Below are 25,767 nucleotides of genomic sequence, written 5' to 3' on the forward strand. Positions count from 1 at the left end.
TGCGACTCGCGGTTGATCCCGATTCGGCCACGTCGTGGGTACTGTCGCTGCATGCGTACCGGTCGAGTGCTCGCCGTGGTCCTGTTCGTGGTCGCCGCGCTGGTGGCGAGCTGTACGGAGGAATCCAATCCGCCGGAACCCACCACCGGTGACTGGCACGGTGGGATCCAGATTCCCGGCCAGCCGCTGGAGATCGGGGTGACCTTCGCCGGCGACGGCACCGCCACCATCGACATCCCGCTGCAAGGCGTGCGGGACGAACCGCTGAAGGACGTGAAGTCCGATCGGACCGGCGTCGCCTTCGCCATTCCGAACATCCCCGGCGATCCCGCGTTCAAGGGCAGCTACGACGAAGGCTCCGATCGGATCCCCGGGGATTTCACCCAGTTCGGCCAGTCGTACCCGTTGACGCTCGAGCGCGGCGCCGTCGCCCAGCTCGACCGGCCGCAGGAGCCGAAACCGCCGTTCCCGTACCGCTCCGAGGACGTGAGCTACCCCAGCGGCGACATCACGGTCGCGGGCACTCTCACGAAACCCGAAGGCGCCGGACCGTTTCCGGCGGTGCTGCTGATCACCGGCAGCGGACCGCAGGACCGTAACGAAGAACTGATGAGCCATAAGCCCTTCCTGCTGCTCGCCGACACCCTCACCCGCGCGGGCTACGCCGTGCTGCGCACCGACGACCGAGGCGTCGGCGGCACCGGCGGCAAGCTCGAGGAGTCGAACTACACCGACCTGGCCAACGACGTCGCCGCGGGCGTGAGCTACTTGCGTGGCCGCCCCGACATCGACCCGGCGCGGGTCGGCCTGCTCGGCCACAGCGAGGGCGGCTATCTGGCGCCGATGGTCGCCGCGCGACCCGACAGCGGCGTCGCCTTCGCGATCCTGATGGCGGGGCCGACGGTGCCCGGCGGCGATGTCCTCATCGAACAGACCAGGGCGATCCTGGCCGCCAACGGTGTGCCGCCCGAGGAGATCGACAAGCAGGTCCGCGACACCACCGAGATGGTGGCGCTGCTGAAGGCCGGTGATCTGGAAGGGGCCAAGGCCTTGGCCAAGCGCAACAACGCGGCGCTGCCGGAGGGCGAGCGCGTGCCGGACGACCAGGCAGGCGCCGAGATCACCCCGTACTTCGCCGCGCTGATCGGCTACGATCCCGCGCCCGCGCTGTCCGCGCTGCGCATCCCGGTGCTCGCCTTCTTCGGCGAGAAGGATCTGCAGGTGCTCGCCACCCAGAACGAGCCGCCCGCCCGCACCTTGCTCGCCGCGGGCCCGGACGCCACCGTGCATGTCTTCCCCGGGCTCAACCACCTGATGCAGCCCACCCAGACCGGCCTGCCCAGCGAGTACACCGCCATCCCGACTACCATCGATCCGCAGGTCCTCACCTACGTGACGAACTGGCTGACCCAGCGGTTCCCGCCGAAGTGATTCGCCGGAACCGAACCGCGGAGGTCGGCGCGGTGTCCACCGACCTCTTCCCTAAACTGATCGGCATGAGCACAACCACCGTCGAGCTGATGGACTACAGCGACGTCATCGCCCGGTACGAGCCGGTGCTCGGCATGGAGGTCCACGTCGAGCTGTCCACGGCGACAAAGATGTTCTGCGGCTGCGCCACCGAATTCGGCGCGCAGCCCAACACCCAGGTGTGCCCGGTGTGCCTCGGGCTGCCCGGATCGCTGCCGGTGGTGAACCAGCAGGCGGTGGAGTCGGCGATCCGCATCGGCCTGGCGCTGAACTGCTCGATCACCCCGTGGGGCCGGTTCGCGCGGAAGAACTACTTCTACCCCGACCAGCCGAAGAACTACCAGATCAGCCAGTACGACGAGCCGATCGCCACCGACGGCCACCTGGACGTGGTGCTCGACGACGGCAGCACCTTCCGTGTCGACATCGAGCGCGCCCACATGGAAGAGGACACCGGCAAGTCGGTGCACGTCGGCGGCGCCACCGGCCGCATCCACGGCGCGAGCCACTCGCTGCTCGACTACAACCGCGCGGGCGTGCCGCTCATCGAGATCGTCACCAAGCCGATCACCGGCGCGGGGGAGCGCGCGCCCGAGGTGGCGCGGGCGTACGTGACCGCGCTGCGCGATCTGCTCAAGGCCCTCGACGTCTCGGACGTCAAGATGGAGCAGGGCTCGCTGCGCTGCGACGCCAACGTCTCGCTGATGCCCATCGGCGCCACCGAATTCGGCACCCGCACCGAGACCAAGAACGTCAACTCGCTCAAGAGCGTCGAGGTCGCGGTGCGCTTCGAGATGCGCCGCCAGGCAGCGATTCTCGCCGACGGCGGCAGCATCGTGCAGGAGACCAGGCACTTCCACGAGACCGACGGCACCACCTCGCCCGGCCGCCGCAAGGAGACCGCCGAGGACTACCGCTACTTCCCCGAGCCGGACCTCGAGCCCATCGCGCCGGACGCGGAGTGGGTCGAGAAACTGCGCGCCACTATCCCCGAGTACCCGTGGCTGCGCCGCGCGCGGATCCAGGCCGACTGGGGCTGGTCGGACGAGGTCATGCGCGACGTGGTGAACGCGGGCGCGCTGGACGCCATCATCGCCACCGTCGAGGCGGGCGCGCCGGCGAACGAGGCGCGCTCCTGGTGGGTCAACTACCTCACCGAGAAGGCCAAGGAGCGCGAGGTCGGCATCGAGGACCTGCCGATCACCCCCGCGCAGGTGGCCGAGGTGACCAAGCTGGTCGAGGCCAAGACCGTCAACAGCAAGGTCGCCAAGCAGGTCGTCGACTTCGTCCTCGCCGGTGAAGGCGAGCCCGCCGCGATCGTCGAGGCCAAGGGGCTCGGCATGGTCAGCGACGACAGCGCCCTGCAGGCCGAGGTCGAGAAGGCGCTCGCCGCCAACCCCGACATCGCCGAGAAGATCCGCTCCGGCAAGGTGCAGGCGGCGGGCAAGATCGTCGGCGACGTCATGAAGGCGACCAGGGGCCAGGCCGACGCCGCCCGCGTCCGGGAACTCGTTATCGCCGCCTGCTCCTGATCGAAGACCTCGCGCCGCCCGCAACCGTTGGTAGCGGGCGGCGCGGTCGTTTCCGGGGGCTTTCCGGCCAGGGCGGGTGGGGGTGCGGGCGCGCCGGCGCAGCCAGGTACTCGTGGTGGTGCACATCGGTTGTGGTGCAAGCAGTCTCGAGCAGTGCGGTGTGGTGGGGCATGTGTGTGCTCGCGGCCGGTGGCGGTGCGGGCGGTGTCGAGGGCGGTGTGGTCGGGCACGTGTGTGCTCGCGGCCGAGGACGCTCGTGCCCACGGCCGCGCCGTAGGTCGGTTAGTCCGGTCCGGTGCCGCTTGCGCTCTGCGGCGGGATGCGGACGACGCGGTCGTCGTTGGGGCCGGGTTGGCCGTCGGTCTTGTTGACGGTGCCGACCCAGATGTTGCCGTCCGGTCCCACCGTCGCGCCGCCGAGCTGGCCGTAGCGGTCTTGGGCGAGCAGGCTGGGTGCTGCTGTCACGGCATGCGTGTTCTCGTCGGCGGCGGCGATGGCCAGCGCCTTGGCGTAGGTCAGCGAGACCGCCACACCGTCGGCCGCGGCCGCGCATCCCGCGACACCGGGCCGGTCCGGCCAGGTCCACGCGACGCTGATCGAGCCGTCCGCACCCAGTCGTTGCAGCCGGTCCTCGACCGGTGTGCGGTCGGTGAACCAGACGTTGTCCTTGCCGTCGCGGCACAGATCGCCCGCCACACCGATGCCAGAGGCCGCGACCTCCGGCGCCGCCGCACCGCCCGGCGCGGGCGAGTTCACCCGCAGCAGCTTCCCGGCCAGCGACGAGGGGGTGGAGGCCAGGCCGGGGTTGCCCGCGTCGCCGGTCAGGACCAACAGCTGGTCGGGGCTCGCCCACTCGATCGCGCCGTGATTTCCCGTGGCCCCCTTGGGGATTCCGGTGAGAATGTCCTTGGGCGGCCCGCCTTCGGCGATCCGGACGACCCGGTTGTCGCTGGCCGTGGTGATGTACGCGTAGAGCAGCCCGTCCTCGCGGTAGGTCGGGGAGAGGGCGATGTCGCTGAGCCCGCCGTCGGCCGAGCCGTCCACGTCCAGGCGCGCGATCTCGATCGGCGGCTGGTCCGGGTCGATCACCTTGAGGATGCGCCCGGTGCGGCGCTCGGCGACCAGCGCGCCCTCGGCCACGCCGACCATGCCCGCTGTGGTGTCCAGGCAGGTCGCCACCACGGCCGGATCGGGGTCGATGCACGGCCCGCTCGGGCGCGTCGTCGACGGCGGCGCCTGCTTGGGGGACTTGGGATCCGCGGGTTCGAACGTCGGCTCGGGGGTGAACGGGCTCGACGCGGAATCGTCGAACCTGGCGCACCCGGCGAGCAGAGCGGATCCGAGCGCCACACTCATGGCGAGACGTCCCACGACAACCAACCTCATGCCCCAGACGTTACGGAAATACCGTCGCCCGCGCCGCTCCCGGGGGCGTGTTGACACGCCGCCGGGCTTCGACTCCCGTGGTCGCGCGGGGCGACATAGGGTGTACATCCATGAGCGAGCGCAGTGGGCGAATCGTGTGTCAGCGCGCTTCGCGCATGCCGGAGCCGAGCGTCAGCGAGGCAAAAGGCATGGGCGAACGACGTATCGGCAGCGAGGCGCGACCGTGACCGACAAGCCGACTCAGCTTCCCACCGGCCCGATCACGGACGAGCAGCACACCACCGGCCGCCAACCGGTGACCAGCCCGTTCGATTCGCCGACCCAGCAGCTCCCCGTGGTGGACATGTCCAAGCCGCGTCCCGCCGACGTGCCGCGCACCGACGACGAGCTCGGCCTGGATCCCGACGTGCCCACCGTCGAGCAGACCAAGGCGGGCACGCCCGCGTACTCCTACGCCAGCATCCCGCCCGCCGCCAACCCGCCGAACGAGCCGAGCAAGTTGGCACGCCGCCGTAACGCCGAAAACCGGCGCGGCACTTTGAATTTCGGCCTGTTCCTGCTGCGACTGGTGGTCGGCGGCACCTTCATCTATCACGGCTTGCAGAAGCTCACCGGCTGGTTCCACGGCCCGGGCCTGGACGGTACCCGCGACATGATGGCAGACGGCGGCTGGGATCACCCGAGCCTCGCCACCGTCCTCCTCGTCGTGGGCGAGCTCGGCGGCGGCATCCTACTGATCCTCGGCCTCATCACCCCGCTCGCTGCGGGCGCGGTGCTCGCCGTAATCCTCACCGCGTGGGCGTGGAAGCAGGGCATGATCCCCGGCTTCCAGTACAAGGGCTCGGTCCCCTCCGGCGTCGAACTCGAGACCATCCTCGCGGGCACCGCCGCCGCCGTCATCCTCACCGGCCCCGGCCGCTGGTCCCTCGACCGCAATCGCGGCTGGGCCACCCGCCCCGCCTGGGGCTCCTTCGCCGCCCTCCTCGCCGCCCTCCTCGCCGCCGCGGGCACCTACTGGTACCTCCACGGCGGCAACCCCCTCACCGGCATCGGCCCCTTCAACTGAACCCCACGCCGACAACACTTCTGGACATACGAAGGCCCCGGTTCATCAGCACCGGGGCCTTCCATATTCGGTCTACGCCCGAGACGCCGACTCAGCTCTCGGACCCTACCGCGGTCTGCGGAGTCAACGCGACTCGATCGCTGGGCCGACTCGGCGTCGGGTTCTTCGGATCAGTCGTGGAACAGGTCCTGTACATCGGTGACCACCAGCGCCCGATCGAGCCAGGTGTGCAGCGTGTCCCGATCGGTGCATCCCACGATGCGATCGTGCGCATCGGCGGAAACCTCGACACCGCGGCGCTCGAGCACCCGCAGAATGCTCCCGCACACCCCTTCGACGTGCCCTTCGGCGCGAAGGCGCTGGGAGCTTTCAGAGCGGAAGAACGACAGGTCCAACGACATCAGCTTCCTCCAGGTTGTGGCGGCCGGGCTGGTTCCGAGCCCGCGCGGGCCCCGAGCCGGAACTCGGGGCCCGCGTCTGGCGGTCAGGGGACGCGGCGGACGGCGCCCTTGTCGGCGGAGGTGGCGAGGGCGGCGTAGGCGCGCAGGGCGGTGGTGACGGGGCGCTCGCGGTTGGCGGGCTGCCAGGGGCGCTCGGATGCTTCCATCTTGGCGCGGCGCTCGGCGAGCACGGCGTCGTCGACGAGCACCTCGAGGGTGCGGGTGGCGACGTCGATGCGGATCTGGTCGCCGTTCTCGATCAGCGCGAGCACGCCGCCGCTGGCAGCCTCGGGGGAGATGTGGCCGATCGAAAGGCCAGAGGTGCCACCGGAGAAGCGGCCGTCGGTGATCAACGCGCACTGCTTGCCGAGCCCGGAGCCCTTCAAAAACGCGGTGGGATGCAGCATTTCCTGCATACCCGGCCCGCCCGCGGGACCCTCGTACCGCACGACGATGACGTCGCCCGGCTTGATCTGCTTGCCGAGGATGACCGACACGGCCTCCTCCTGCGATTCCACGACGACGGCCGGACCCTGGAAGGTGAACAGATCCTCGTCGATGCCCGCGGTCTTGAGGATCGCGCCGTCGGGAGCGATGTTGCCGCGCAGCACGACCAGACCACCCTCGACGGTGTAGGCGTGCTCCTTGTCGCGGATGCAGCCGCCCACGGCGTCGGTGTCCAGCGAGGACCACCGGTTGTTCGTGGAGAACGGCTCGGTGGTGCGAACCCCGCCCGGCGCGGCGTGGAACAGCTCGACGGCCTCGTCGGATGCCTTGCCGGAGCGGATGTCCCAGGTGTCGAGCCACTCGTCGAAGCTCGCGGTGTGCACGGTCGTCACGTCGGTTTCGAGCAGTCCGGCGCGGCGCAGCTCGCCGAGGATGGCGGGGATGCCGCCCGCCCGGTGCACGTCCTCCATGTGATAGTCCGAGTTCGGCGAGACCTTGGACAGGCAAGGCACCGTACGGCTGATCTCGTCGATCGTGCTCAGATCGAAATCGATCTCGCCCTCCTGCGCGGCGGCGAGGGTGTGCAGCACCGTGTTGGTCGAACCGCCCATCGCCACGTCCAGCGCCATCGCGTTGCGGAACGCCTTCTGGTTGGCCACGTTTCGCGGCAGCACCGAGGCGTCGTCCTCGCGGTACCAGCGGTTGGCGATGTCGACGATCACCCGGCCCGCCTTCTCGAACAGCGCGCGGCGGGCGGCGTGCGTGGCCAGCGTGGATCCGTTGCCGGGCAACGCGAGACCAAGCGCCTCGGTGAGGCAGTTCATCGAGTTGGCGGTGAACATGCCGGAGCAGGAACCGCAGGTCGGGCAGGCGCTGCGCTCGACCTCGTCCAGTCCCTCGTCGCTGACGGCGCTGTTGGCGCTTGCCGAGATCGCGGTGACGAGATCCGTCGGCGCTTGAGCGACACCGCCGACCACGACGGCCTTTCCGGCTTCCATCGGCCCGCCGGAGACGAACACGGCCGGGATGTTCAGCCGCATGGCGGCATTCAGCATGCCCGGAGTGATCTTGTCGCAGTTGGAGATACACACCAGCGCGTCGGCGGTGTGCGCATTGGCCATGTATTCGACCGAGTCGGCGATGATTTCGCGGGACGGCAGCGAGTAGAGCATGCCGCCGTGGCCCATCGCGATGCCGTCGTCCACGGCGATGGTGTGGAATTCGCGCGGCACGCCGCCCGCGGCGCGGACCGCCTCCGCCACGATCTCGCCGACGTCCTTCAAATGCACGTGGCCAGGCACGAACTGGGTGTAGGAGTTCGCGATGGCGACGATCGGCTTGCCGAAGTCGGAGTCGGTGAGGCCGGTGGCCCGCCACAGCGCGCGTGCGCCTGCGGCGTTGCGTCCGGCGGTGGTGGTGCGTGAACGAAGCGGTGGCATGGATGGTCCTCGAAGGGGTCGCGGGGGCTGTGGTGCGACTGCGCGGAGTTCGCTCGGCGTACCCGGAACTCGCTCGGCGGCTGTTCCACGGTACTCCCGGGGGTGCCGGGCCGATATCGCCGGTCGCGGTAGTCGATGCGTCGCGCGTCGCGTGCGTCGTGTCGCCGCGGGTGGTGGTCGTCGGCGCGGACGGTGTCGTCGAGTGTGTGTCGGTACCCGAACCGTCCAGCCGCGCGGGCGGTTTCCGTCAGCGGCGCGGCTACGCCAAGACTAGCGTCGCGTGTCCAGCCGATATTCCGTCGCGGTGCGAATCCGTGTGCGCTGTCGCGTCGCATCCACGGGCTGCCGAAGCTCTACGGGTCAGCCGTGTCTGGGACTTCGCTCCAGCCGTGCGCGCTCCGCGGACCTCCGCATTCGCTCCGAGCCATGTGCGCTCCGCAGACCTCCGCCTTGGTTCCGGCCGTACGCTCCTTGCGCCTTCGGGTCGTGCGCGGTACCCGACGGCCTGCAGCTGACCAGCGCCTTCAGTCGCCGGACTTGCGCTCCGCCTCGGGCGTCTCCTGCTCCTCCGCGCTCGCCCGCTCCTCGGCATCCCGCTCGACCTCGGCCGCCGCGGCCGCGCCGAACAGATCGGGCAGCCGTCCCTTCGACGCCGTGATCAGCGTGCGCAGCTGGTCGTAGCTCACCGCGGGCAGCCGCACCGCCGACTCGTCGGTCAGGTGCGCCCGTACGAACCCGCGCTTGGGAATGCTCACGCCCTTGATCTGGTCCCAGTCGATGTGCCGGGAACCGAAGAGGGTGCGCAGGTCGAGCCCGGCGTCGGAGACGACGGTCCGGGTGCGCGCCACCCACGCGGCGACCACCACGGGCAGCACAAGCAGCCACCACAAACCGGCGGGCCAGCCGACGAAGAACAGGAACACGCACAGCGCGAGCACGACAACGCCGAGGTAGGCGAGCGGCTGAATGCGGATGACCTTGGCCTCCGGCCGACCCGTATCCGATCCCGAGTCGGAGGTATGGGACGATTTAGCCGGTGGCACGGACTGATGCGGTGATGACACACCACCATCCTCGCATCCTGGTAATCGGACACAAGCAACCACTGGAGTCCCACATAATGGGACGCATTGGGTCATCTGTTTGACTCATCGCTTCACGCCCGCTTAACGTCGTGCGCGTGAATCGAAACGAGTTGCTCGTAATCGGCCGGCGCGTCCAGCGTTGAGCCTGACTACCTAGGTCGAATACGTCAGCTCGCGTTGCGACGCGCCACCCTCGAACAGCCATGCGCTGGTCGGGGGCTTTTTTGTGTTCGGGCATTTTCCGGCGCGGCGGGTCGCGAAGACCGATCGTGTCGAGCACAGCAGTGTTGTCCGGGGTCAAGAACGACAAGTTAGGAAACGAAGACGGTGAGCGCACCAACCGCACGGCCCGGGCCCTCGGCCCGCAGGTCAGCGCCTTCGGCTACTCAGCAGGCATCGCCCGCTGGCACTCCGACGACCACGGCGAACCGCCGCCAGGTCCCGCCCGAGCGGGTCACCGGCGCGCAGTCCGTCGTCCGGTCGCTCGAGGAGCTCGGCGTCGACACCGTATTCGGCATTCCCGGCGGCGCGATTCTCCCGGTGTACGACCCGCTCTTCGACTCGACCAAGGTTCGCCACGTGCTGGTGCGCCACGAGCAGGGCGCCGGTCACGCGGCCACCGGTTACGCGCAGGCGACCGGTAAGGTCGGTGTGTGTATGGCCACATCCGGCCCCGGCGCGACCAACCTGGTGACGCCGATCGCCGACGCCCAGATGGACTCGGTGCCGATCGTCGCGATCACCGGCCAGGTCGGCCGCGGCCTGATCGGCACCGACGCCTTCCAGGAAGCCGACATCTCCGGCATCACCATGCCGATCACCAAGCACAACTTCCTGATCACCGACGGCGCCGACATCCCGCGCATGATCGCCGAGGCGTTCTACCTGGCCGCCTCCGGCCGTCCGGGCGCGGTGCTCGTCGACATCCCGAAGGACGTGCTGCAGGCGCAGACCACCTTCAGCTGGCCGCCGGAGATGCGCCTGCCCGGCTACCGTCCGGTCACCAAGCCGCACGGCAAGCAGGTGCGCGAGGCCGCGCGGATGATCATGGAAGCCAAGGCCCCCGTGCTGTACGTGGGCGGCGGCGTGATCAAGGCCGACGCCTCGGCCGAGCTGCTGGAACTGGCCGAGCTGACCGGCATCCCGGTGGTCACCACCCTGATGGCGCGCGGCGCGTTCCCCGACAGCCACCAGCTGAACATGGGCATGCCCGGCATGCACGGCACCGTCGGCGCGGTCGCGGCCCTGCAGAAGTCCGACCTGCTGATCACCCTCGGCGCCCGCTTCGACGACCGCGTCACCGGTCAGCTGGACTCCTTCGCGCCCGGCGCCAAGGTGATCCACGCCGACATCGACCCGGCCGAGATCGGCAAGAACCGGCACGCCGACGTCCCGATCGTTGGCGACTGCCGCGAGGTCATCGCCGAGCTGATCGAGACCCTCAAGGCCGACCCGGCCGCGGGAGAGGCTCCGCTGCTCGACATCTCGGAGTGGTGGTCCTACCTGGACGGCATCCGCAATCAGTACCCGCTCGGCTGGACCCCGCCGAAGGACGGCTCGCTGTCGCCGGAGTTCGTCATCGACGCGCTCGGCCGCCTTGCCGGGCCGGACGCGATCTACTGCGCGGGCGTCGGCCAGCACCAGATGTGGGCCGCCCAGTTCATCAAGTACGAGAAGCCGCGCACCTGGCTGAATTCCGGTGGTCTCGGCACCATGGGCTACGCCGTCCCGGCCGCCATGGGCGCCAAGATGGGCGCGCCGGAGAAGGAAGTGTGGGCGGTCGACGGTGACGGCTGCTTCCAGATGACCAACCAGGAGCTGGCCACCTGCGCGGTCGAGGGCGTGCCGATCAAGGTCGCGCTGATCAACAACGGCAACCTGGGCATGGTCCGGCAGTGGCAGACCCTCTTCTACGAGGAGCGCTACTCCAACACCGACCTTGGCACGCACACCCTGCGCATCCCCGACTTCGTCAAGCTCGCCGAGGCGCTCGGCTGCCACGGCATCCGGGTGGAGAAGGAAGAGGACGTCGAGGCCGCGATCCGCGAGGCGCAGTCCATCAACGACCGCCCGGTGGTGATCGACTTCATCGTCGGCAAGGACGCCCAGGTGTGGCCGATGGTCGCCGCGGGCACCAGCAACGACGAGATCATGGCCGCCCGCGGTATCCGCCCGCTGTTCGACGAGGACGAGCAGGCCGCCGAGCCCGCCGTCATCCACGAGGCGATGTCGCACGAGAAGAACAAGGGGACCGAGGCATGAGTAGCACCCACACCCTGAGCGTCCTCGTGGAGGACAAGCCGGGCGTGTTGGCGCGGGTGGCGAGTCTGTTCTCGCGCCGCGGGTTCAACATCGAGTCGCTCGCGGTCGGCGGCACCGAGATCCCCGAGATCTCGCGCATGACCATCGTCGTGACGGTCGAGGACCTGCCCCTCGAGCAGGTCACCAAGCAGCTCAACAAGCTGGTGAACGTCATCAAGATCGTCGAGCAGGACGCCGACGCGTCGGTGGCGCGCGAGCTGATCCTGGTCAAGGTGCGCGCGGACGCGAGCGTGCGCACCCAGGTGATCGAGGCGGTGCAGTTGTTCCGCGCCAAGGTGATCGACGTCTCGCCGGACGCGCTGACCATCGAGGCGACCGGAACCCGGTCCAAGCTGGACGCACTGCTGCGCATGCTCGAGCCGTACGGTATCCGCGAGATCGTGCAGTCGGGTGTGGTGGCTGTCGGGCGCGGGCCGAAATCGATTACGGCGACGCGCTAGGGGTCCGATCGGCCCGACCGCGACGACCCGGCTAACCTTGCTGCGATCGACGGTCGGCGGACCACCCCGTCCCCGCCTGGCGGGGAACCGAGTTGATCTGAAATTTCACATCCAGCACCTGCGCGAGCACGGTGCTCCCCGCCGCGGCGGGGATGATCCTCCAGAAGGGAACCAAAGTGGCAGTCGAGATGTTCTACGACGACGACGCCGACCTGTCGATCATCCAGGGCCGCAAGGTCGCTGTCATCGGCTACGGCAGCCAGGGCCACGCGCACTCGCTGAGCCTGCGCGACTCCGGCGTGGACGTCCGCGTCGGTCTCGCTGAGGGTTCGAAGTCGCGCGCCAAGGCCGAAGAGGCCGGCCTGACCGTCGGCACCCCCGCCGAGGTTTCGGAGTGGGCCGACGTGATCATGGTGCTGGCGCCCGACACCGCGCAGGCGTCCATCTTCACCAACGACATCGAGCCGAACCTGAAGGACGGCGACGCGCTGTTCTTCGGCCACGGCCTGAACATCCACTTCGGCCTGATCAAGCCCCCGGCGAACGTCACCATCGGCATGGTCGCGCCGAAGGGCCCCGGTCACCTGGTGCGCCGCCAGTTCGTCGACGGCAAGGGCGTTCCCGCGCTGATCGCCATCGACCAGGACCCGAAGGGCGAGGGCCAGGCGCTGGCGCTGTCCTACGCCAAGGGCATCGGCGGCACCCGCGCGGGCGTCATCAAGACCACCTTCAAGGAAGAGACCGAGACCGACCTGTTCGGTGAGCAGGCCGTGCTGTGCGGTGGCACCGAGGAACTGGTGAAGACCGGTTTCGAGGTCATGGTCGAGGCCGGTTACGCGCCGGAGATGGCCTACTTCGAGGTGCTGCACGAGCTGAAGCTGATCGTCGACCTGATGTACGAGGGCGGCATCGCGCGGATGAACTACTCGGTGTCCGACACCGCCGAGTTCGGTGGCTACCTGTCGGGTCCGCGGGTCATCGACGCCGACACCAAGGAGCGGATGAAGGCGATCCTGAAGGACATCCAGGACGGCACCTTCGTCAAGCGCCTCGTCGCGAACGTCGAGGGCGGTAACAAGGAGCTCGAGGGTCTGCGCAAGAAGAACGCCGAGCACCCGATCGAGGTCACCGGCGCCAAGCTGCGCGGCCTGATGAGCTGGGTCGACCGGCCGATCACCGAGACCGCGTAAAGCGTTGTAGTACACAACGGCCCGGCACCTGGTTGGTGCCGGGCCGTTCTGTTTTCGCTACTAGCTGCTGCCGAACCAGCCGCGCGGCCAGCCCCAGTGACCGTTGCCGTGCCAGCCGTTGTTGTTCCAGCCGTCGCAGCGATCCCACTGGTTCCAACGGTTCCAGTCGTTGTCCCAGAAATCCCAGCCCCAGTTCCCGTGGCAATCCCTGGGGTGGTGGCGGACCTCGGTGATGGTGGGGGTTCCCGGCTCGGCCGACGCGGGTACGGCCAAGGCGGCCAACGGTATTGCGGCGACCGCGCCTGCGACGGCCACTCGGGCCAGCATGCGTCCGGTCGCGGACTTGCGTGTGGTGGACAACGTGAATCCTTTCACTCTGCGGCGAACCGCTCGTTCGCCATCCCCTCGCGGAGATCCGTCCGACTGAGCTGGGCGAACGGGTCGGGATATGACGTGCCGTCGTCGTCGCGGGACGCGACCCCCTGGACATACCGCCGTTCCGGCGACCGCACGCCTTCACTCTGCCCCACTCGAGCCGAAAGGTCACTGGGCGAGCGGCATTCCAGAAAAGTTTCAGTCTGAAGTACTACGCCGATAGGGGAATACCCTGAGGGTGCGGCTGGGGTCGCGCCCGGACGTGCCGCGACAGTTCCGCGTCGGGCGGTCGGCTTCGATGCCGCGCCACGGCGATTGGATGGGCGCGGGCGTTGGGGCGCAACCTCATCCATCGTTGCCGGGCAGCTTGCCCGGCGTTGCATGGCCGTGCGACCGTCGAAGCCCTCTGTCGCCATGGGCGAATTTCGAGCAACCAGGACCGCGTGCGGTCGGTCCCTGGATCGGCTCCGGACGCGCCGCCGGGTCCGGCGAACCTTGCCACTCCGCTCGCAGCCCACCACACTGGGCAAATGACGACCTCGTCCGCCGCTGCCTCCGGGTCGACCGCCGCCTCGCTCGGCCGCGCGGCGCGCAAACGGGTCTCGCGCTCCGCGCTCGGCGTCTGGCGGGCTCCGGCCGACCGCATCGATCCGGTTACCATCCTGGAACGGCAGGCCGCCACCCGCGTCCCCGAGCTGACTCCCATCCGCTACGCGCGAATGGCCGCGGGGCCGTTCCCGTTTCTGCGCGGCGCTCCCGCCATCATGGCCGCCGACCTCGCCGTGTCGGAGAGCACCGAGCTGACCGTGCAGCTGTGCGGCGACGCGCACCTGTCGAACTTCGGCCTGTTCGCGTCACCGGAACGCGCGCTGGTGTTCGATCTCAACGACTTCGACGAAACACTGCCCGGTCCGTTCGAATGGGATGTGAAACGCCTGGCCGCCAGCGTCGCGGTCGCCGCGCGTGAGAACGGCCGCCCCGACACCGACGTCGAGCAGGCCGTACTCGCCGCGGCCCGCGGATATCGCGAGTCGATGCGCAGGCTGGCCCGGCTCGACGGGATGACGGTCTGGTACGAGCGGATCGACGCCGACGAAGTCGCGGCGTTGATTCGCAAACCCAAGCGGCGCAAGAGGGTCGAACGGACCCTCGATGCCGCCAGGGCCCGCACCAGCTTGCAGGCGCTGGCCAAGCTCACCGAGCCCGACGCCGACGGCATCCCGCGCATCAGGCACCATCCGCCCCTCGTGACGCCGCTGGGGGAGGCGGAAGGAGACGCCGTCGCCGCGGTGTTCGCCGACTATCGCCGCAGCCTGCCCGAGGAGCGCCGGGTGCTGCTGGACCGGCACCGGTTCGTCGACGTCGCACGAAAGGTGGTGGGCGTCGGCAGTGTCGGGACTCGATGCTTCATCGTCCTGCTCGCCGACCGCGACACAGCCAGCCCGCTGTTCCTCCAGGTCAAGGAGGCCGAAGAGTCCGTGCTGAGCCCGCATCTCGCGCCGAGCCGGTTCCGGCACCAAGGCCACCGGGTCGTGCACGGTCAACGACTCACGCAAGCAGCCAGCGACATCTTCCTCGGCTGGGCCACCGGCCCCGAGGGGCGGCACTACTACTGGCGCCAGCTGCGAGACATGAAGGGCTTTGCGGTGATCGAGAACATGTCCCGCCCGGTGCTGACCGACTACGCCAGGCTGTGCGGCCAAACTCTGGCCCGCGCCCACGCCCGCTCCGGCGACCGCGTCGCCATCGCCGCCTACCTCGGCACCGGCGACGCCTTCGACCGCGCGATGGTGGACTTCGCCCTCGCCTACGCGGACCAGACCCTCGACGACCACAGGGCGTTGCTCGCGGCGATCGAGAGCGGACGAGTGCAGGCCGCCGCGCCGGGGGCGTGAGCGCCGCCTCTCCCTGCGTGATCCGAGCGCCTGAGAAACGGATCGCGGCCGTGCGAGCGGCGCCGTGACGTCCTTCTACACTGGCTACCGATGAGTAGGTTTTTCGATTCGGTCGACCAGGTGACCCGGCGTCTCACCGACGCGGGCTACCTGCCGTCGCTGGATATCGCGACGGCCGTGTTCCTCGCCGGGCACCTCGGCAAGCCGCTGCTGATCGAGGGTCCGGCGGGTGTCGGCAAGACCGAGCTGGCCAAGGCCGTCGCCGCGGCGACCGAGGCGGAACTGATCCGCCTGCAGTGCTACGAGGGCATCGACGAGGCGCGCGCCCTGTACGAGTGGAACCACGCCAAACAGCTGCTGCGTATCACCGCCGCCGACAGCGCGGACTGGAACCGGACCCGCGATCACGTCTTCACCGAGGAGTTTCTGCTCGACCGCCCGCTGCTGGCCGCCATCCGCAACCCCGACCCCACCGTGCTGCTCATCGACGAACTCGACAAGGCCGACGTCGAGCTGGAGGGTCTGCTGCTCGAGGTGCTCGGCGACTTCCAGGTCAGCATCCCCGAACTCGGCACCGTCACCGCGGTCCGGAAGCCGTTCGTCATCGTCACCTCCAACGCCAACCGCGACCTGTCCGAGGCGCTCAAGCGGCGCTGCCTGTACCTGCACATCGACTACCCGACGGCCGAGCTCGAGCGCGCGATCGTCCGGATGAAGGTGCCCGAGCTGGACGAGGCGCTCGGCGAGCCGGTGGTGCGGGTGGTCGGCGCACTGCGCGAACTGCCGCTGCGCAAGGCGCCGTCGATCGCCGAGACCGTCGATTGGGCGAAGACCCTCGTGGCGCTTGGGGCGCGGAATTTGACCAACGGCGTGGTGCGCTCGACGCTGGGTGTGTTGCTGAAATACCAAGCGGACCATCGGATCGCGGTCGAGCGGCTGGCGTTGTCGGATGCGGAGAGCGACCGGCGATGAACGGGTATGGCGGCCGTGACTTGCGTGCCGGGCCGAGCGAGACGCTCACCGACCGTCTCGTCGATTTCGTCGGCCTCCTGCGCGAGTACGGAATCCACGCGGGCCCCAGCGAAACCGTCGACGCCGCGTCCGCGATCGTCGCCCTCGGCGTCGAGAACCGCGAACGCCTGCGCTCCGGTCTCGCCGCCTGCCTGCTGCGCCGCAACGGCCAACGCGCCGTCTTCGACCAGCTCTTCGACCTCTTTTTCCTGACCGCCGTAAGGCCGACTCCGGCAACGGTTCCCGAGTCCGTCGAGACGCTGCGCGAACGTCTCGCCGCCGCGCTGGCCGCCGACGACCAGGCCGCGCTCGCCGAACTCGCCAGCCAATCCCTCACCGAACTGGGCGGTTACGGCGGTACGGGCGGAGCGGGCCAATCGTCCCGCCCGGTCACCACCGCGTCCGGCGCGGGCTGGTCCTCGTACCAGACCATGAAAGCCCTTCGCCCGGAAGAACTTCTGGATCGCGTCGTCGCGAGTATGGGCGGCGCGGGCGAACTCGACTCCGCCGTCCAAACCATCGAGGCCCAACGCAGGCTGCGCTCCTTCCGCACCGCCGTCCAAACCCAGGCCCGCCTCCGCTCGGCCGACCTGCGCGGCACCGACTACATCGCCCGCCGCGGCGTCGAAATGGCAACGGACCGAATAGATTTCCTCGGCGCCCGCGAACAGGACCTCGCAGAGATGCGCCGCCTCGTGAACCCGTTGGCCCGCAAACTCGCCACCCGCCTCGCCGCCCGTCGCCGCAAGGCCGTCCGCGGCCAGATCGACATGCGCCGCACCCTGCGCCGCTCCATGGCCACCGGCGGCGTCCCCGTCGACCCGGTACTCCGCGCCCGCAAACACGGCCGCCCCGACCTCGTCGTCCTCGCCGACCTCTCCGGCTCCGTCACCGGATTCGCCGAATTCACCCTCCAACTCGTCCAGGCGCTGCAAGACCAATTCAGCAAGGTCCGCAGCTTCGGTTTCATCGACACCTGCGCCGAGATCACCGGCTTCTTCACCCCCGGCGAACCACCCCAACCCGGCCTCTCCGCCCGAATCATCCGCGAAGCCAACGTCTCTCGGTTCGGCAGCAGCAACTACGGCGAAGCCCTCCGCACCTTCGCCGACACCCACCTCGACACCCTCGGCCCCCGCACCTCCCTCCTCATCCTCGGCGACGCCCGCACCAACCGCACCGACCCCAACCTCCCCGCCCTGCAATCGATGACCGATCGAGCCAAACACACCCACTGGCTCAACCCCGAACCCGCCCGCTCTTGGTCCACCGGCGACTCCGCCGCGCTGACCTACGCGGAGCACGTAACCATGCACGAATGCCGCAACGTGCGCCAGCTGACGGAAGTGATCAGCCGCTTGCTGCCAGCATGAGGCTCGGCGACATCGCCGCGCCGCAGCGGTAGATCGTCCAGCGGGCGTACCAGCGCCGCCCGGTTCGTCTCTACCGGTCAGCAAGCAGTGAGCCGCAGACCTGGCGATGACCGGCCACTCCCGAATCCAGCTGGGGTATCAGCCGGCGGCCTTGAAAGCTGCGAACCGTTCTTTCAATCGTTCCCGCGAGGGCCGATCGCTCCGTCGAGGTGGCTCCACCAGCTTCTTGCCGTTCATGTCGCGGAACCCGTGCCGAAGCATCGGTCCATCACTGGGATCGTTCATCAGCTTCGGTCCGATGACGATGTCGTAGGCGGGGGAGATACCGAGCAGATTTGCGTCGAACGCCGCGTGGTGAATCTTGCAGAGGCAGAGGCCATTCGTTACTTCAGGGGTTCCGTTCTCATCGTTGTCCGCAACGATGTGGGCTGCATCCAGCAGTTGGCGGTATCCCAGACCGCAGATCCCGCAGCGATTGTCGTACGCCACCAGGATTCGCCCTCTGAACTCTGGCTGGTGCAGTCGTTGTTTGGCGAGGCGGCGGGTATAGCGCCGCTCCAGAGGACTCAGGTTCTCCGGGTCCGAAACTTCCGCAAGGTCCTTGTCCAGCGACAGTATGAACCGCTTCCGTGCCTTGTCGTCGTTGATGACGTAAACGGGGAACACCGGGACGAAGATGCCGGGTCGAATCCATCGAAGCAGGATGATCGGCAGTTGTAGTTCGTATGCGCGCCGTAGTTTTGCGTTGTCGCCGTCGGTGCTCCCGGCTCGGTACGAGTACACGAACATGGAGTCGCCGATCTCTTCATCCGCATACTGGCTGTTCGGATTCGACACGATCGACAGTGTCGCCATCAGGTCGCGAGGATTCCAGATGCCGCGATTCTGGTCGATCAGTCGGCGCGGCCCACCTTCGAGTGGAAACGCCGATAGCTCGGCGCGGGTCAATGAACCCTTCTCCTCAACTTGTCGCGCGAGATGCTCGAAGATCATCTCGCGCAACTCCAACTCGACCCCACGATCCACGTGTGGAGTGTGCCATGTTCACCCTTGCGAGTCACGGATTCGTGAGCGGTCGGGCCCGAGTTCGATGGAGGAAGCAGCTCAGTCCGCGATCCCGTTATGTAAGGATCTGGTGCTCTTCGGCGTTCGACCCTGCATCATCGAGCCAGCCTGCATTCCCTCGGCCGACGATGTATCGACCGCCCGGCGGATTCGCGTACACCTCCCTGAGTGCTGCACGGGCGGGAGGCGACGCATTGGCGAGATTGTTGTCGCGAGTGCGCGTCCAGTCAGTCCAAGCCCATCCTGCTCCTGCATCGACGTGGTACTCGGTAGCCGTTCTCGGGGATCCGTCGACGAAAACCTGTATCTCGGTGGGCCCGTCAGGGTCGCGGGCGATTACGACTTCGACAGTCGGTGCCGCAACGGTTGGGGTGGAGTTCGTGCGGTCGATCTCAGGTGAAACCGCCGACTCGTCCAACGGCAACTGGGCGGGGGTGAATCCACGACCAGAGCGGGTGAGCGCGTGGGCGCCCAGACGAACGACTTGACCCAAGGTCTCCCAATCCAACGAGAGCTCGAACTCGCTCCCGTGTGAGGGTCCGAAGATCAGCGTGACGGCGTCGCTGTCGTCGTCACCGGATGCGACTCGCACCTGGCAACCCTGTTGTGTAGCAACCCAACTGCCGATGGCCAGACGTTCGAACATGTCAACCCCTTCGACTCGTTTGATCGTGGCTGTTCGAAGGTCGACCGCTTGCCTCCCGCCTGGCCGTCCCACCGATGATGTGATCATAGGGGAGATATATCTGGCATATCGTCTGATTCGTGAATTGATATATCTGAACCTGGCAGACTGCAGGTATTGCCAAAGTCCGACAAGGGGAGTCCGATGTCTGATCCCGGTACACGGTCCGATCCGTCTGCTCTGCGCTTCTTGATCGGTCACGACCTGCGCGTTGCCCGCGAGCGTGCTGGCAAGACCCAGACGGAGGCGGCGAAGCTGCTCGGATGCGCGCAATCACGCATCAACGCGTTGGAGACGGCGAAGGTGCAACAGCAGCCGGACGATGTCGACCGACTTCTGACGTTCTATGGCGTCGAGGTCGCCCACCGCGATCGAGTCACCTCGCTGGCGGGACGTGCCGACCAGACGACCTGGTGGGGTCCGTTTCGAGATGTCCTCCCGGGGTGGTTCAAAACCTTTGTCGGCCTGGAGGGTCTCGCTACCCGCGTCTTTACTTACGAGCCGCAGTTGCTGCCCGGGCAGCTACAGACTGCCGCCTACGCGACCGCATTGCTCGATGGTCACCTGCGCGTTCCCCCGATCGATGTTCCGCAGGTCGTACAGGCCCGGATGGCTCGGCAGCGCCTGACGGATGTCGATCGGCCGCTGCATCTTCGGGCAGTGATCGAGGAGTACGTGCTCGACCGCGTGGTCGGCGGTCCTTCGGTCATGCGCGCACAGCTCGAGCACTTGCTCGATCTGATCGGCCTCGACAATGTCGAGCTACACGTGATGCCGGTGACCGTCACGGTGCACGACGGACTCGACGGTGACTTCATGCTGCTCGACTTCGACCAAGCTCAGTCGATCGGATACATCGAATACCCGGCTGGAGCGTTGTATGTGCAGGAAGCTGGGCAAGTCGACGAGTATAGGATGATCGCCGATCGGCTTTGCGGATCGGCACTCTCGAAGTCGGACACGGCTGATCTCATCCGGGACCGCATCGCAAGGCTTGCACGCGTGCGTTAGGAGTACCGCTTGACCATCGACGACCGCCTCGCATGGCGAACCTCGACGTACAGCGGCGCCGGTGAGAACTGTGTGGAGGTCGCACCGGCTGAAAGCAGCGTGTATCTACGGCACAGCAAGCGGCCTGCCGATGGAACGATCACCTTCGACGCTGTCGCCTGGAGCAGGTTCGTCCGCGAGGTGTTGGGGCTGGCGAGCGACGCTAATGGCGTTGTCGCCGTGGAGATCAGCGGCGATGCGACCCTAGTCAGATCATTGTCTGGGCCGGAGTTGCTCAGCTTCGACGATGGCGAATGGTCCGCTTTTCGCGCAGGAGCACGCGATGGTGAGTTCGATTTCGTGGATGGTGCCACGTCCAGCCGGACGATGCGGGTGCGGCGTTGGGCGTAGAGCAACACGATCGCGGCCGGTGAGCACGAACGGGCTGTCCGAGGCGGTCAGAACGCGGCCGAGCAGTTCGATGCGCTCCCTGGGCGGCATTGGGGGTCTTCGATCCGGTTCTGTGAAGGCGGGCGGAAGATCAGCGACACCGAGATCCTGCTAGAGGCAATCGGCGTTCGATACGGGTCGTCGTACGACGAAGCGGCCTTTTTCGAGTGGCTCGACAAGATTCCTGCCGTGCGTTCATACAAAGGTGAGTTGCGAACGCTCTACATCGAAGTCGACGCTGCGGCCGATGACGAATCCGTATACGAACTCGTATCCCTGTTCCATCGGTACCACGTCGACATGTCGCAGTTGCGCGTGTTTGATACGGAGCGGATCGGCGAATGGTTTCGTAGGCCCGAAAGTTATTGGTACGAGGCCGTTTTCGGCCTATCGCGCTAGGCTCGGCACGGAGTGCGACGCTTCAACGGCCTGCGTGCTTGAACTGCCACGCGGCAATCCCCAGGACCGCGATCCCCACAACCAACATCACCAACCCACTCATCATCAACCGCACCGTAATCCGGTGCAGTCGCTCGTATCGCTGGCGGTTTTCGAAGAACTGGTCGGTGGGGATGGTGTCGCCGATGAAGCAGGATTCGGAGGCTTTGGTGGCGCGGGTGGCGAGGGAGTCGGTGATGCGGCCTGCGGTGAGGGTGAGGAAGGCGGTGGTGATGCAGGTGATGGAGATGGCGGTGAGCGCGATGTCGAGCATGGGACCCCCGGTAATCCGGGCCCGCCGGTGTCTGGCGGGCGGTTGCCTTGGTAGCACTAGTTTGGCGGTGGGGTCCGACAGGTTCGGGTGACGCTTCTCGATCGTGGCGCCTGGATCTCGGTTCGGGTCGAGCAGGAGGCGGACTCAGCGGCGGACTTCGGTCAGTGCGACCGGCCGGCGCTCGGCGCGCGAGAGTTCGCAGGCTTCGGCGATGTAGAAGGCTTCGAGGGCGTCGGCGACTGTGCAGGGACTCGGTGCGGTTCCGGTGGCGACGGCGACGAAGGTGGTGAGTTCCTCGGTGTAGGCGCGGCGGAATCGTTCTATGAAGCCGGGGTAGGCGGGGTAGGGGGAGGTGGGGTGGTCGGGTTCGACGGAGTGGAGCGGGGCGCGGTCGTCGAGGCCGACGATGGCGTTGCCTCGGGAGCCGAGCACTTCGAGGCGGACGTCGTATCCCGCGCCGTTGTAGCGGCCGAGGTTGACGGTCGCGAGGGTGCCGTCGTCGAGTGTGAGCAGGACGGCGGCGGTGTCGATATCGCCTGCGGCGGTGAAGAATTCGTCGCCGCGATTGGCGCCGCGGGCGTAGACCTCGGTGACTTCGCGGCCGGTGACCCAGCGGATGATGTCGAAATCGTGGACGCCGCAATCGCGGAACAGGCCGCCGGAGCGGGGGATGTAATCGGCGGGTGGCGGTGCGGGGTCCAGTGTCGTGGCTCGCAGGGTGTGCAGCCAGCCGAGTTCGCCGCCGGCGACGGCCGCGCGGGCGGCGCGGTAGCCGGCGTCGAAGCGGCGTTGGAAGCCGATCTGCACGGGAACGGCGCTGTCGCGCACACGGTCGAGCACGGCCAGCGTGCCGTCGATGTCGCGGGCGACCGGCTTCTCGCAGAAGACCGGGATGCCGCGGTCGATGGCCGCCGCGATCAGCGCGGGATGGGAATCGGTCGCGGTGGCGATGACGAGCCCGGTGAGGTCGGCGGCGAGGAGCGTCTCGATGTCCCCAACAGCCTCGACGCCGAGTTTGGCCGCGGTGGTGCGCGCGCGGGTGGCGTCGAGGTCGGCGACGACGACGCGGTCGACGCCGGGGAGCCCGTGCAGGGTTTCGGCGTGCGCCGTGCCGATGCGGCCGACGCCCGCGAGGCCTAGTGTGACGGTGCTGCTCATCGATCCTCCTGTGGTAGGAATGCGATTGCTTGCCTTCATGTTTCAGCCGGGCGCGGCGGTGGTTCCGCGGACGACGAGCTCGGGTTCGAGTCTGCGACGGACGGGGTCGGTGCGGTTGTCGCGCAGACGTTCGGCGAGCGCTTCCACGGCCAGCTCGCCCATCCGGACGCGCGGCTGGTCGATGGTGGTGAGTGCGATGTGGCGCAACGCGGCGAGCGAGGTGTTGTCGTAACCGACGACCGAGACGTCCTGCGGCACACGCAGTCCGGCTTCCTCGAGCGCCGACATGGCGCCGACCGCGTTGAAGTCGTTGCCGCACACCAGCGCGGTGGGAAAGTTGCCGGGCGAGAAGATCTTCAGTAGCTTGCGCACCCCGGCCATGCCTGCCGAGTCGGTGTGTTCGCTGGAGATCACCATCGGCTCCAGACCGTGTCGCGCCATCGCGGTGCGGTAGCCGCGGCGGCGCGCGGCGGCGGTGAACGCGGCTCCGCCGTCGAGGTGCACGATTCGACTGTGGCCCAACGAGACCAGATGGTCGACGGCCAGTGTCGCGCCGAGTTCGCCGTCGTCGTTGACGGTGTCGACGCCCGCGATCGTGGAGCCGCGTGAGACCAACACGAGCGGAACCTGCTGCGCCGCTTGACGAATCGCCGCAGCGGGCAACACGGGGGAGAGCAGGATGATCCCGCCGGGCCGGAACGACAGCAGGCTCTCCAGCGCGGTGCGCTCGCGAGCGGCACTGCGGCGGCCGGTGTTCAGGATCAGTTCGAGCCCCGACCGCTGCGCGGCGGCGTCCATCCCCTCCACCACGTCGGCGAAGAAGGCGTTGCGCAGATCCGAGACGAGGACGCCGACGATATTGGAGGTCCGGCTGGCCAGCGATCTCGCCATGATGTGCGGCTGATAGCCGAGCTCGCGCGCGGCCTCGAGCACGGCACGGCGCCGGTGCGCGCTGACCTTGGGCGAATTCCGCATGACCAGGGAGACCAGCGCGCGGGAGACGCCCGCGCGTGCGGCGACGTCCTCCATCGTCGGTCGCGCCATCTCGCCTCCGTCCGCCATTCCGAATCCCGGCTCGCCGAAGCCGCGCCGGCTGCCGGATCGGACGTTACACGGGGCGCGGCGCGGCATCAATGGAGCGCTCTAATCGGACATTGCCAGACGATCGCCCCGCGTCCTCTTGCCGTGCCGGGCAAAGAAATACGAGGTGGAGACGCGGAAACGCGCGGGAGTCGCACCCCTTGACACGATGTGGCCTGCGTTACATAGTTGGAGCGCTCCAAAGCGAGGGCACCTGTTCACCTCGAAGGTCGGAGAGACGATGACCGAACCTCTCTACCCGCTACGCATCGCGGCCGCACCGATCTCCTGGGGCGTGTGCGAAGTCCCCGGCTGGGGCCATGTGCTCGAGGCGGGAACCGTGCTTGCCGAGATGGCGCGGTTGGGCATCACCGCGACCGAACTGGGCCCACCCGGCTACCTCCCGGATGACCCGGCGGTGCTGCGCGCTTTGCTCGACCGCTTCGGCATCCGCGCCGTCGGCGGGTTCCTCGCGCTGCCGCTGCACCGTGCACCGGAGGACGCGCTGGCCGCCGCGCAACGGGCGGCCGCGCTGTTCGCCGCCACCGGAGCGGAGGTCCTGGTGCTGGCCGCTGCCACCGGCCTGGACGGTTACGATGCGCGCCCCGAACTCGACGTCACCGAGTGGCGAACCCTGCTGGACACCGCCGCGGCCGTCCGCGATCTTGCCGCGGCGCACGGCCTGCGCACCGTGCTGCACCCGCACGTCGGCACGCACGTGGAGACCGAGGCCGAGGTCGAACGGTTCCTCGCGGACTCCGACCTCGATCTCTGCCTCGACACGGGCCATCTGCTGATCGGCGGAACCGACCCTGTCGATCTGGCCCGCAGGCACCCGCACCGCATCGGACACGTCCACCTCAAGGACGTGCGCGCCGAAATCGCCGCCGAAGTGCACGGTGGCGCAATCGAATACAGCGAAGCGGTCCGACGCGGGCTATACGCACCGCTCGGCCGGGGCGACATCGATATCGCGGCACTCGTGCGCGCGGTCCGCGAGGCGGGGTACCGCGGCTGGTACGTCATCGAGCAGGACACCGCGCTGCGACCGACCGACCCCGTGACCTCGGCAAGCCGCGACGCGCAACACAGTCTGCGCTACCTCGCCGACCTGGCCGTCGCATCGGCGTCACGGTAGGAGGCGTGCCGGATGTTCGGACGACGAGTCGCTGCCACCCAGAGATTCTCGTTGCGCGCGGCCCTGTCGCTGGCGGCCGTAGCGGCACTGGCCGCCTGTAGCGGGCCGGGTGCGGATGTTGCCGGCACCCCCCAATCACCCGTCGCCGCAGGCGAATTGGAGTCCGTCGCGGTGGTCACCCACGGGAGCGCGGGCGACGCCTTCTGGAACGTGGTCAAGAACGGCGCGGAGGCCGCGGGCAAGGAACTCGGCGTCGCCGTGCAATACAACTCTTCCGGCGATCCCGGCCAGCAGGCGAAGCTGATCGACAACGCGGTGGCGCAGGGCGTGGACGGTCTGGTGGTCTCGATGGCCAACCCGGAGGCGCTGCGGCCCTCGGTGGAGCGCGCGGTGGCGGCCGGAATCCCGGTGGTCACCATCAACTCGGGGGAGAGCGAGAGCGCGAAGTACGGCGCGTTCGCGCACGTCGGACAGAGCGAGGGCTTGGCGGGCCAGGCGGCGGGCAGGCGGCTCGCCGACGCCGGACGCACGAAGCTGCTGTGCGTCATCCACGAGGCGGGCAATATCGGTGCCAATCAGCGCTGTGACGGCGCGACCCGCGCGTTCGGCAACGGCGCGACGCTCCAGGTCGACATCAACAACCCCACCGACGCCCAATCCCGCATCAAGGGCGCGCTGGAGGCCGATCGCTCGATCGATGCCGTGCTGACGCTGAACTCCCAGGTCGCGGCCCGAGCGGTGGACGCGGTGCGGGAATCGCGATCCGCCGCCACGGTGGCGACGTTCGACCTGAACACCGACGTGGTCGAGGCCATCCGGGCGGGTGCGCTGCTGTTCGCGGTCGATCAGCAGCAGTACGAACAGGGCTACCTGCCGATCGTGCTGCTCCAGCTGTATCGCACGAATCTGAACACGGTCGGCGGCGGCGCGCCGGTGCAGACGGGCCCCGGCTTCGTGGACGCCGACAACGTCGAGGCCGTCGCCACGCTCGTCGCCCAGGGCACCCGGTGAGGAGCAC

Annotated in this window: 24 protein-coding genes; 14 read left to right on the plus strand and 10 right to left on the minus strand. The window is 68.2% G+C overall.

The features are described from left to right. Nucleotides 1–51: 51 nt before the first annotated feature. Entirely contained in the window at nucleotides 52–1,431 is a 1,380-nt protein-coding gene (locus NAM01S_RS08150; RefSeq protein WP_067781836.1) for an alpha/beta hydrolase family protein, read from the plus strand. Nucleotides 1,432–1,496: 65 nt separating this feature from the next. Further along, nucleotides 1,497–3,002 carry an Asp-tRNA(Asn)/Glu-tRNA(Gln) amidotransferase subunit GatB gene (gene gatB, locus NAM01S_RS08155; protein ID WP_067782644.1) on the plus strand — a complete coding sequence of 502 codons (1,506 nt, stop codon included), beginning with the start codon at nucleotides 1,497–1,499 and terminating at the stop codon, nucleotides 3,000–3,002. Nucleotides 3,003–3,284: 282 nt separating this feature from the next. On the opposite strand, the gene NAM01S_RS08160 is transcribed toward gatB, so the two are convergent. Further along, nucleotides 3,285–4,388: a PQQ-dependent sugar dehydrogenase gene (locus NAM01S_RS08160; RefSeq protein WP_067781839.1), complete on the minus strand. Its 1,104-nt coding sequence runs from the start codon at nucleotides 4,386–4,388 to the stop codon at nucleotides 3,285–3,287. A 223-nt stretch (nucleotides 4,389–4,611) separates the two neighbouring features. On the opposite strand from NAM01S_RS08160, the gene NAM01S_RS08165 reads away from it, so the two are divergent. Then, the gene (locus NAM01S_RS08165; RefSeq protein WP_067781842.1) at nucleotides 4,612–5,454 is read left to right on the plus strand and encodes a DoxX family protein; all 843 of its coding nucleotides are present in this window, start codon (nucleotides 4,612–4,614) and stop codon (nucleotides 5,452–5,454) included. 170 nt (nucleotides 5,455–5,624) lie between these two features. Here the strand turns inward: NAM01S_RS08165 and NAM01S_RS34830 are convergent, their stop codons facing one another. The 3 genes from NAM01S_RS34830 to NAM01S_RS08180 form a co-directional block, all read right to left on the minus strand. Further along, nucleotides 5,625–5,855 carry a hypothetical protein gene (locus NAM01S_RS34830; RefSeq protein ID WP_067781844.1) on the minus strand — a complete coding sequence of 77 codons (231 nt, stop codon included), beginning with the start codon at nucleotides 5,853–5,855 and terminating at the stop codon, nucleotides 5,625–5,627. Nucleotides 5,856–5,938: 83 nt separating this feature from the next. Beyond that, on the minus strand, nucleotides 5,939–7,780 hold the full coding sequence (ilvD, locus tag NAM01S_RS08175; RefSeq protein WP_067781851.1) for a dihydroxy-acid dehydratase: 1,842 nt from the start codon (nucleotides 7,778–7,780) through the stop codon (nucleotides 5,939–5,941). A 524-nt stretch (nucleotides 7,781–8,304) separates the two neighbouring features. Continuing rightward, nucleotides 8,305–8,844, minus strand: coding sequence for a PH domain-containing protein (locus tag NAM01S_RS08180; protein ID WP_067781853.1), 540 nt, complete (start codon nucleotides 8,842–8,844; stop codon nucleotides 8,305–8,307). 348 nt (nucleotides 8,845–9,192) lie between these two features. Here NAM01S_RS08180 and NAM01S_RS08185 point away from each other — a divergent pair, with 348 nt between their 5' ends. The 3 genes from NAM01S_RS08185 (at nucleotide 9,193) to ilvC (ending at nucleotide 12,817) form a co-directional block, all read left to right on the plus strand. Further along, nucleotides 9,193–11,127: an acetolactate synthase large subunit gene (locus NAM01S_RS08185; RefSeq protein WP_067781855.1), complete on the plus strand. Its 1,935-nt coding sequence runs from the start codon at nucleotides 9,193–9,195 to the stop codon at nucleotides 11,125–11,127. Continuing rightward, a complete protein-coding gene (gene ilvN, locus NAM01S_RS08190; protein ID WP_067781857.1) occupies nucleotides 11,124–11,627 on the plus strand; it encodes an acetolactate synthase small subunit in 504 nt (167 codons plus the stop codon). The genes NAM01S_RS08185 and ilvN overlap by 4 nt, the downstream gene beginning before the upstream one ends. A gap of 176 nt (nucleotides 11,628–11,803) precedes the next feature. Further along, nucleotides 11,804–12,817 carry a ketol-acid reductoisomerase gene (gene ilvC / locus NAM01S_RS08195; RefSeq protein WP_067782647.1) on the plus strand — a complete coding sequence of 338 codons (1,014 nt, stop codon included), beginning with the start codon at nucleotides 11,804–11,806 and terminating at the stop codon, nucleotides 12,815–12,817. A 60-nt stretch (nucleotides 12,818–12,877) separates the two neighbouring features. Here ilvC and NAM01S_RS08200 read toward each other — a convergent pair whose 3' ends face one another. Beyond that, the gene (locus NAM01S_RS08200) at nucleotides 12,878–13,177 is read right to left on the minus strand and encodes a hypothetical protein (protein WP_157107644.1); all 300 of its coding nucleotides are present in this window, start codon (nucleotides 13,175–13,177) and stop codon (nucleotides 12,878–12,880) included. Nucleotides 13,178–13,722: 545 nt separating this feature from the next. Between NAM01S_RS08200 and NAM01S_RS08205 the strand changes: the two genes are divergently transcribed. The 3 genes from NAM01S_RS08205 (at nucleotide 13,723) to NAM01S_RS08215 (ending at nucleotide 17,471) form a co-directional block, all read left to right on the plus strand. Beyond that, nucleotides 13,723–15,087: a DUF2252 domain-containing protein gene (locus NAM01S_RS08205; protein ID WP_067781862.1), complete on the plus strand. Its 1,365-nt coding sequence runs from the start codon at nucleotides 13,723–13,725 to the stop codon at nucleotides 15,085–15,087. 90 nt (nucleotides 15,088–15,177) lie between these two features. Continuing rightward, on the plus strand, nucleotides 15,178–16,059 hold the full coding sequence (locus NAM01S_RS08210) for an AAA family ATPase (RefSeq protein WP_067781866.1): 882 nt from the start codon (nucleotides 15,178–15,180) through the stop codon (nucleotides 16,057–16,059). Next, nucleotides 16,056–17,471: a vWA domain-containing protein gene (locus NAM01S_RS08215; protein WP_067781870.1), complete on the plus strand. Its 1,416-nt coding sequence runs from the start codon at nucleotides 16,056–16,058 to the stop codon at nucleotides 17,469–17,471. The genes NAM01S_RS08210 and NAM01S_RS08215 overlap by 4 nt, the downstream gene beginning before the upstream one ends. Nucleotides 17,472–17,609: 138 nt before the next feature. On the opposite strand, the gene NAM01S_RS08220 is transcribed toward NAM01S_RS08215, so the two are convergent. Together NAM01S_RS08220 and NAM01S_RS36435 are read right to left on the minus strand one after the other, a co-directional pair. Then, nucleotides 17,610–18,497, minus strand: a complete 888-nt coding sequence (locus NAM01S_RS08220) for an HNH endonuclease (RefSeq protein WP_067781872.1) — start codon at nucleotides 18,495–18,497, stop codon at nucleotides 17,610–17,612. Between the two features lie 94 nt (nucleotides 18,498–18,591). Further along, entirely contained in the window at nucleotides 18,592–19,182 is a 591-nt protein-coding gene (locus tag NAM01S_RS36435) for a hypothetical protein (protein WP_253798535.1), read from the minus strand. 183 nt (nucleotides 19,183–19,365) lie between these two features. On the opposite strand from NAM01S_RS36435, the gene NAM01S_RS08230 reads away from it, so the two are divergent. The 3 genes from NAM01S_RS08230 (at nucleotide 19,366) to NAM01S_RS08240 (ending at nucleotide 21,060) form a co-directional block, all read left to right on the plus strand. Further along, nucleotides 19,366–20,232, plus strand: coding sequence for a helix-turn-helix domain-containing protein (locus tag NAM01S_RS08230; RefSeq protein WP_067781874.1), 867 nt, complete (start codon nucleotides 19,366–19,368; stop codon nucleotides 20,230–20,232). A gap of 9 nt (nucleotides 20,233–20,241) precedes the next feature. Then, the gene (locus tag NAM01S_RS08235; protein ID WP_067781876.1) at nucleotides 20,242–20,622 is read left to right on the plus strand and encodes a DUF397 domain-containing protein; all 381 of its coding nucleotides are present in this window, start codon (nucleotides 20,242–20,244) and stop codon (nucleotides 20,620–20,622) included. Nucleotides 20,623–20,850: 228 nt separating this feature from the next. Next, nucleotides 20,851–21,060, plus strand: coding sequence for a hypothetical protein (locus tag NAM01S_RS08240; protein ID WP_253798532.1), 210 nt, complete (start codon nucleotides 20,851–20,853; stop codon nucleotides 21,058–21,060). 22 nt (nucleotides 21,061–21,082) lie between these two features. Here NAM01S_RS08240 and NAM01S_RS08245 read toward each other — a convergent pair whose 3' ends face one another. The 3 genes from NAM01S_RS08245 to NAM01S_RS08255 all read right to left on the minus strand — a co-directional run bounded on the left by NAM01S_RS08245 (nucleotide 21,083) and on the right by NAM01S_RS08255 (nucleotide 23,575). Further along, on the minus strand, nucleotides 21,083–21,373 hold the full coding sequence (locus NAM01S_RS08245; RefSeq protein WP_067781879.1) for a hypothetical protein: 291 nt from the start codon (nucleotides 21,371–21,373) through the stop codon (nucleotides 21,083–21,085). Between the two features lie 144 nt (nucleotides 21,374–21,517). Then, entirely contained in the window at nucleotides 21,518–22,531 is a 1,014-nt protein-coding gene (locus tag NAM01S_RS08250; RefSeq protein ID WP_067781882.1) for a Gfo/Idh/MocA family protein, read from the minus strand. 42 nt (nucleotides 22,532–22,573) lie between these two features. Then, nucleotides 22,574–23,575, minus strand: coding sequence for a LacI family DNA-binding transcriptional regulator (locus NAM01S_RS08255; RefSeq protein WP_067782653.1), 1,002 nt, complete (start codon nucleotides 23,573–23,575; stop codon nucleotides 22,574–22,576). Between the two features lie 277 nt (nucleotides 23,576–23,852). Between NAM01S_RS08255 and NAM01S_RS08260 the strand changes: the two genes are divergently transcribed. Both NAM01S_RS08260 and NAM01S_RS08265 read left to right on the plus strand, forming a co-directional pair. Next, complete coding sequence (locus NAM01S_RS08260) at nucleotides 23,853–24,749, plus strand: TIM barrel protein (RefSeq protein WP_067781885.1); 897 nt, start codon at nucleotides 23,853–23,855, stop codon at nucleotides 24,747–24,749. 12 nt (nucleotides 24,750–24,761) lie between these two features. Next, nucleotides 24,762–25,760: a sugar ABC transporter substrate-binding protein gene (locus tag NAM01S_RS08265; RefSeq protein ID WP_067781888.1), complete on the plus strand. Its 999-nt coding sequence runs from the start codon at nucleotides 24,762–24,764 to the stop codon at nucleotides 25,758–25,760. The last annotated feature ends 7 nt before the right edge of the window (nucleotides 25,761–25,767 follow it).

It is taken from the genome of Nocardia amikacinitolerans NBRC 108937, assembly GCF_001612615.1.
GTDB lineage: Bacteria > Actinomycetota > Actinomycetes > Mycobacteriales > Mycobacteriaceae > Nocardia > Nocardia amikacinitolerans.